The organism is Calothrix rhizosoleniae SC01, from assembly GCF_900185595.1.
Classification (GTDB): Bacteria; Cyanobacteriota; Cyanobacteriia; order Cyanobacteriales; family Nostocaceae; genus Calothrix_A; species Calothrix_A rhizosoleniae.
The window spans coordinates 1-5,396 of record NZ_FYBH01000358.1 but is presented as its reverse complement, the minus strand read 5'-3'; the positions used below and the strand labels follow the sequence as shown (position 1 = coordinate 5,396).

Genomic DNA, 5,396 nt, shown 5'->3' with positions numbered 1-5,396 from the left:
TATTATACAACTTGCGTAAGTTCTGATATTTATTAAGTAAAAATCAAGCTGCTTATCAATTGTTACTGTAAATACAGTTGTAAATAAAAATGCAATTATTCATGTTTTTAATAGTTATGTATAAATTTTAAGTTTATGACCTTGATTTTCCAGACAAATGCTGATGTTTGATTAAAAATTAAAGATGGTAGATAAATAAATAATAATTATTGAATATAAACTATGCTATTTAATTCTCTAGAATTTATATTTTTATTTTTGCCACTGAATATATTAATTTTTTTGCAAATTGGTAAATTAGGAAATTATCGATTTGCAATATTATTTTTGATTACGACTTCTTTGTTTTTTTATGCTTGGTGGAATCCATCTTACTTACCACTATTGATATTTTCAGTAATCTTCAATTACTTTGTAGGTTTAGCTTTAAACAAAAAAACAAAAAAATATATTCACAAGAAATTAACCCTAATAATAGGTATTATAGTAAACCTGGCTCTAATTGTTTATTTTAAATATGCAAACTTTTTAGCATCTACAGTTAGTGATATTACAGGAATAAATTTTCATCTCGATAATATTATTTTACCTTTAGCAATATCATTTTTTACGTTCCAGCAAATTTCTTATTTAGTAGATGCTTACAAAGGGGAAATAAAAGAATAAGTAAGTCGGCACAATAAAACCAAACTATGTGGAGAAAAGTAAATAAGGCTAAAACCCTTTTTCCCCCTGCTCCCTGCCCCCTGCCCCCTGTCTTATCCAAACGATAATTTTTTACGCCTACCTACTTATAACTTTCTAGATTATTGTTTGTTTGTAACTTTTTTCCCACAGTTAATTGCTGGGCCAATTGTACATCATAAAGACATAATATTTCAATTTGATAATAAACATATCTATCGATACAATCCGGAAAATATAGCAATAGGTATCACTATTTTTAGTATTGGATTATTTAAAAAGGTTGTATTTGCAGATACAATTGCTGTTTATGCTACTCCAACTTTTAATGCTGCATCCCAAGGTATAGCTCCTACTTTTATTTCTGCTTGGATTGCGGCTTTAGCATATACATTGCAACTTTATTTTGATTTTTCTGGTTATTCAGATATGGCGATTGGGATAGCGAGGATGTTTGGAATTAAGTTACCAATTAATTTTAATTCTCCTTATAAAGCTATAAGTATTATCAATTTTTGGCGGAGATGGCATATTACTCTTTCTAATTTTTTGCGAGACTATCTTTATATTCCTCTAGGTGGTAGTCGTCAAGGTAAACTTCGCCGTAACTTTAATTTATTAATTACTATGCTATTAGGTGGAATTTGGCATGGTGCTGGTTGGACTTTTGTCTTTTGGGGTGGTTTACATGGAATTTATTTAATTATTAATCATCAATGGCGTTCCTTGCGAAAATCTTTAGGACATGATTTGAATAATACAAATTGGTTAGATAGAGGTTTTGGCTGGCTATTAACGTTTATTGCAGTTGTAATTAGCTGGGTTATCTTTCGTGCAGAAAGTATGAATAGTGCTTTTATCCTTTTGCAAGGAATGATTGGCTTAAACGGTATCTCTATTTCAGAATCATTTTCATATCAATCTGTTTTCTGGATTATTTCTTTATTGATAATTGCTTTATTTACACCGAATACACAAGAATGGATGACATCTTATAATCCTGCCTTAAATCATAGCCAAGCAAGTAATTACTCAGCTGATAATCTACATTTATGGAAAAGATTGCAATGGAGACCAAATCCAGTTTGGGCTATGATTACAGCTTCTATGACTGTAATTGCCCTATTAAAGCTGACAAAAGTTAGTGAATTTTTGTACTTCCAGTTTTAAATTATTTGCCAAGGGTTTAAAATGTTTAGTAATTATTTAAAGTTATATTTTCTTGTATCAAGTTTAATTATTTCATTCGTTGGATCAATAAATTATATTATTGATCCTTTATGGTATGGAAAAGGGAATAAATTGAATGGAATCAATATGCCTTTTAATGAACGTCTGACAAAAACAAATTTATACTTAAAAAATATAAATAAATATGATTGTTTGATTTTTGGTAGTTCTAGAACTACTTTATTGAATGCTTATTCACTGAAAAATAATAATTGTTTTAACTATTCTTTTAGTGCCGGAAGAATTGCAGAATTTGTTAAATATGCTGAATATGTGAAAGAAAAGGGTGCTAACCCGAAAAAAATTTATATCGGCGTTGATGCTTTTAACTTTGATGCGACAAAAATTGAGTATGATATTACTATTTCAAAACCGAAACCTATATATAAATCTTATTTATTCTCATTAGATACTTTATGGCTTTCTACTAAGACAATTTTATCAAAAAAAGATTTTTTTAGATTTTATGATGATAGATTTAAAGTAAAAGTTTTTGCAGATGCTCCGAAGTATCAACCTCAATTAGTCGAACATCGAGCCCAGAATCAAGATAATTGCTATTTGAAGAGTATTTCTGATTATAAAAACTAAAAATATATTTCCTAATGCTGAGTTTATTACCTATGTTCCCCCTATCTCAGCATGGAAATTTTATAATGAAATTTATTCTACTGGACTATTTGATTGTAAATTGAAAGGAATTTATCAAGTTTCCCAAGTCTTTGATACTATGTATGACTTCTCATATGTATCACCGTTAACGACGAATATTAATAATACATATGATGGAAGCCATTTTTACCCAAAAATAAATGATAAAATTGCTGAGGTCATTGAAGGGGAAAAATCAAATTTTGGGATTAGAGTAGATAAATTAAGTTTAGATGATTATCAAAAATTTCATAAGAAAAAATTAAAGCTCTTTTTAAAGAAGCAAGGGCAAGTAAAACTTTGGAAGGGTTAAGCGTTGGTTGGGTGTTTAAGTCCCCCACTAACACTGACTACGAATTGGGGAGGACTTAAACCAATGCTAATTTAAGATACAAGGAGAAAGAAGAAATGAGTTTGAAAATGAATAAATATATATTCCTTGTTCTATTTTTATGCTCACTATTCCTGTTTACTTGTTCTAGTTCTCAGCCCCTTGCTACCACAACTCCAATACGTGTGATGTCCCTGGGAGACTCAATTTGTCGTGGTAATATGTCATTTTTGCGACCAGTAGTAGCAAAAAGTGGGCTGAATATTGATTGGGTGGGTACGAAAAAAAATGGCCCATCACCAGATCCGGAGAATGAATGTCATGGAGGATGGAAGGCTGCTGAAGTGATTGGAGCCATGCCACCTCCATCATGGGTAAGCCGAGATGTACCAATACTTTCCCATTGGGTATCCAGTACAAAGCCTAATATTGTTTTGATGATGTTGGGTACCAACGATTTTTTTAATGGTGGTAATCCAAAAAAAGTACCAGAACACTTAGAGAACATCATCGATACTATTCACAAAAATAATTCAAATACTCACATTGCTGTTGCTTCAATCACTCCCTTTGGATGGTCAAGTGGTAATAAAAAGGTGAGTTCACTTAATGTTCAGATTTCCGGATTAGTTAAAAAGAAACAGGCTGAAGGCAAAAAAGTCCACTTTGTTGATATGTTCTCAGCAGTTCCCTTATCTGGTCTGTCTGCAGATGGTGTACATCTCAATGATAAAGGTAATCGAGCTATGGCTAATACATGGCTTACTGCTTTGAAAAAAATCATCAAAGAGAATGGCAAGTTTACTCAAACTACAATTCCCACCAAGATTGCTTCTCCATCATCAAAGCAAAATTCTGCCCAGGTTAGTCAGGCTACTCCCAATCAAACTCCCACACGCAAAAAAAATCCTACAACCAGGGATAAATTAATTTGGCCTTTTGCATCCACATCTATTTGGAATTTACCCATTGGTTCAGGTGCCCGTTACATTCCAGCTAATATTGGTAAGGCGGGATATGCTGGAGCCGATCAGGAATATTTTTACAAGTTGAAGTCTGGTGATCCTTTGCGTCCAGTATATGCCCCTGGCTCATGGACTAAGCGTTGTGCAGACAAAAAGACTAAATCTATGGGTATTTCCCTACCAATTCCCGATGATTTAATTATTCCAGATGCCACAATCAAGCCACGCAACACACCTAATAATGTATCGGCTTTTCTGATGCCAGATGGTAAAACTTTAGTGCAAATAGCACCTCTGACTCGTTGTCAACGTGGTGGTGCAATTTATGGCTGGCGTTATTCACCAGATAGTGATATTTACGGAGATGGCATAGGTGGAGCGCATTTTGGCTCTGGACTTTCTAGTATTGGTGGTTCTATTCGTAAAGGTGAACTCACTAACAATGAGCCTATTCGTCATGCTTTAAAAGTTCTGATATTTTCCGAAAAATATCTTTATTATTCTAAGTCTTTGCCGGGATATCGTTGGCCTGCGGATCGTGCTGATAACTATGCAGCCCAAAGGTATCGTGGTAAAAATCCTGCACTTGTACAAGGTTCATTACTGGCAATTCCCCCAAAGGTAACTGAAAGTAGCCTCAAGTTAAAGACACCGGCTGGTAAGAAGTTGTTTCATGCTTTGCAAGATTATGGTGCTTATATTGTTGATGATGCTGCCTGGGATGCACATTATTTTGCTGTGGAAAAAGGTGTATCAGAAGAATTTCATGCCACTTATGGTTATAAATTCAGTGGTAGGAGCGGAAAATTTTATGATGATGTTATGAGCCTATTCCAAGCTATGCATATTGTTGATAATAATACACCTAACAGTATTGGTGGGGGAGGAAAGAGACGAGCTGCTTTGGCTCCACCTATTAGGAATTAGGGCTATAGCGCTACGTGCAAGTAATAAGTAATAAGTTTACTGCTCATAGGTTTCAGCATTCAAATAAATCGTTCTTGCTACTGCTTGTGGATTCTGCTCTAATTCTTTTGTCTCTGGATTGAGATCAATATTAGCATCCAGTTGCTGTGCTTGTTTAAATTTAGCCACTGCACCTTCAATATCACCCTCCTGTGCTAGTTCTCTACCTTGATAAACAAAAGCTGGTGCTGCTTTGATCTCTGGATTAAAATCCAATTTTGAGTTCCATGTCTTGGCTTTTTTTAACTTCGCCACAGCCTCTTCATAATCACCCCTTTGCGCTAACGCTTCACCTTCAGTAACCAAAGTGGAAGCAGCCTCTACAAACATTTGTGGGGTTTGGCACACCTGGAGTTCTTCTAGGGTTTGCGGATGTTGAATCAGGTAATCTTGTTGCAACCAATCACACCCCTCTACCATTAACTTATCTAAATCCAAATTCCACAGTTTGATGGTGTTGTCTGCACTAGCAGAAGCAATGGTTTTGCCATCTGGGGAGAAGCTGACGCTTATAACCTTATTGCTATGTCCTTTCAAGGTTTTGATAAGTTTGCCATCAACAGTCCACA

At 34.3% G+C, this 5,396-nt stretch carries 5 protein-coding genes and 1 pseudogene; 5 read left to right on the top strand and 1 reads right to left on the bottom strand.

What is annotated here, in order from left to right; all coding sequences use genetic code 11:
• Positions 1-222 precede the first annotated feature (222 nt).
• The 5 genes from CALSC_RS21940 (at position 223) to CALSC_RS21920 (ending at position 4,788) form a co-directional block, all read left to right on the top strand.
• Complete coding sequence (locus CALSC_RS21940) at positions 223-666, top strand: MBOAT family O-acyltransferase (RefSeq protein WP_088243383.1); 444 nt, start codon at positions 223-225, stop codon at positions 664-666.
• A 42-nt stretch (positions 667-708) separates the two neighbouring features.
• Entirely contained in the window at positions 709-1,854 is a 1,146-nt protein-coding gene (locus CALSC_RS21935; RefSeq protein WP_088243382.1) for an MBOAT family O-acyltransferase, read from the top strand.
• 21 nt (positions 1,855-1,875) lie between these two features.
• Positions 1,876-2,505, top strand: a complete 630-nt coding sequence (locus CALSC_RS21930; RefSeq protein WP_088243381.1) for a hypothetical protein — start codon at positions 1,876-1,878, stop codon at positions 2,503-2,505.
• 100 nt (positions 2,506-2,605) lie between these two features.
• Positions 2,606-2,878 (top strand): hypothetical protein, encoded by a 273-nt coding sequence (locus CALSC_RS21925; protein ID WP_143288337.1) that lies wholly within the window; start codon positions 2,606-2,608, stop codon positions 2,876-2,878.
• 206 nt (positions 2,879-3,084) lie between these two features.
• Positions 3,085-4,788 carry an SGNH/GDSL hydrolase family protein gene (locus CALSC_RS21920; RefSeq protein ID WP_159460666.1) on the top strand — a complete coding sequence of 568 codons (1,704 nt, stop codon included), beginning with the start codon at positions 3,085-3,087 and terminating at the stop codon, positions 4,786-4,788.
• Between the two features lie 36 nt (positions 4,789-4,824).
• Here CALSC_RS21920 and CALSC_RS21915 read toward each other — a convergent pair.
• A pseudogene (locus CALSC_RS21915) lies at positions 4,825-5,396 on the bottom strand (AAA-like domain-containing protein); the annotation flags it as partial.

Coding starts and splice junctions, on each gene's coding strand:
- CALSC_RS21940 (WP_088243383.1), top strand. CDS start 223: ATGCTATTTAATTCTCTAGAATTTATATTTTTATTTTTGCCACTGAAT.
- CALSC_RS21930 (WP_088243381.1), top strand. CDS start 1,876: ATGTTTAGTAATTATTTAAAGTTATATTTTCTTGTATCAAGTTTAATT.
- CALSC_RS21920 (WP_159460666.1), top strand. CDS start 3,085: ATGTCCCTGGGAGACTCAATTTGTCGTGGTAATATGTCATTTTTGCGA.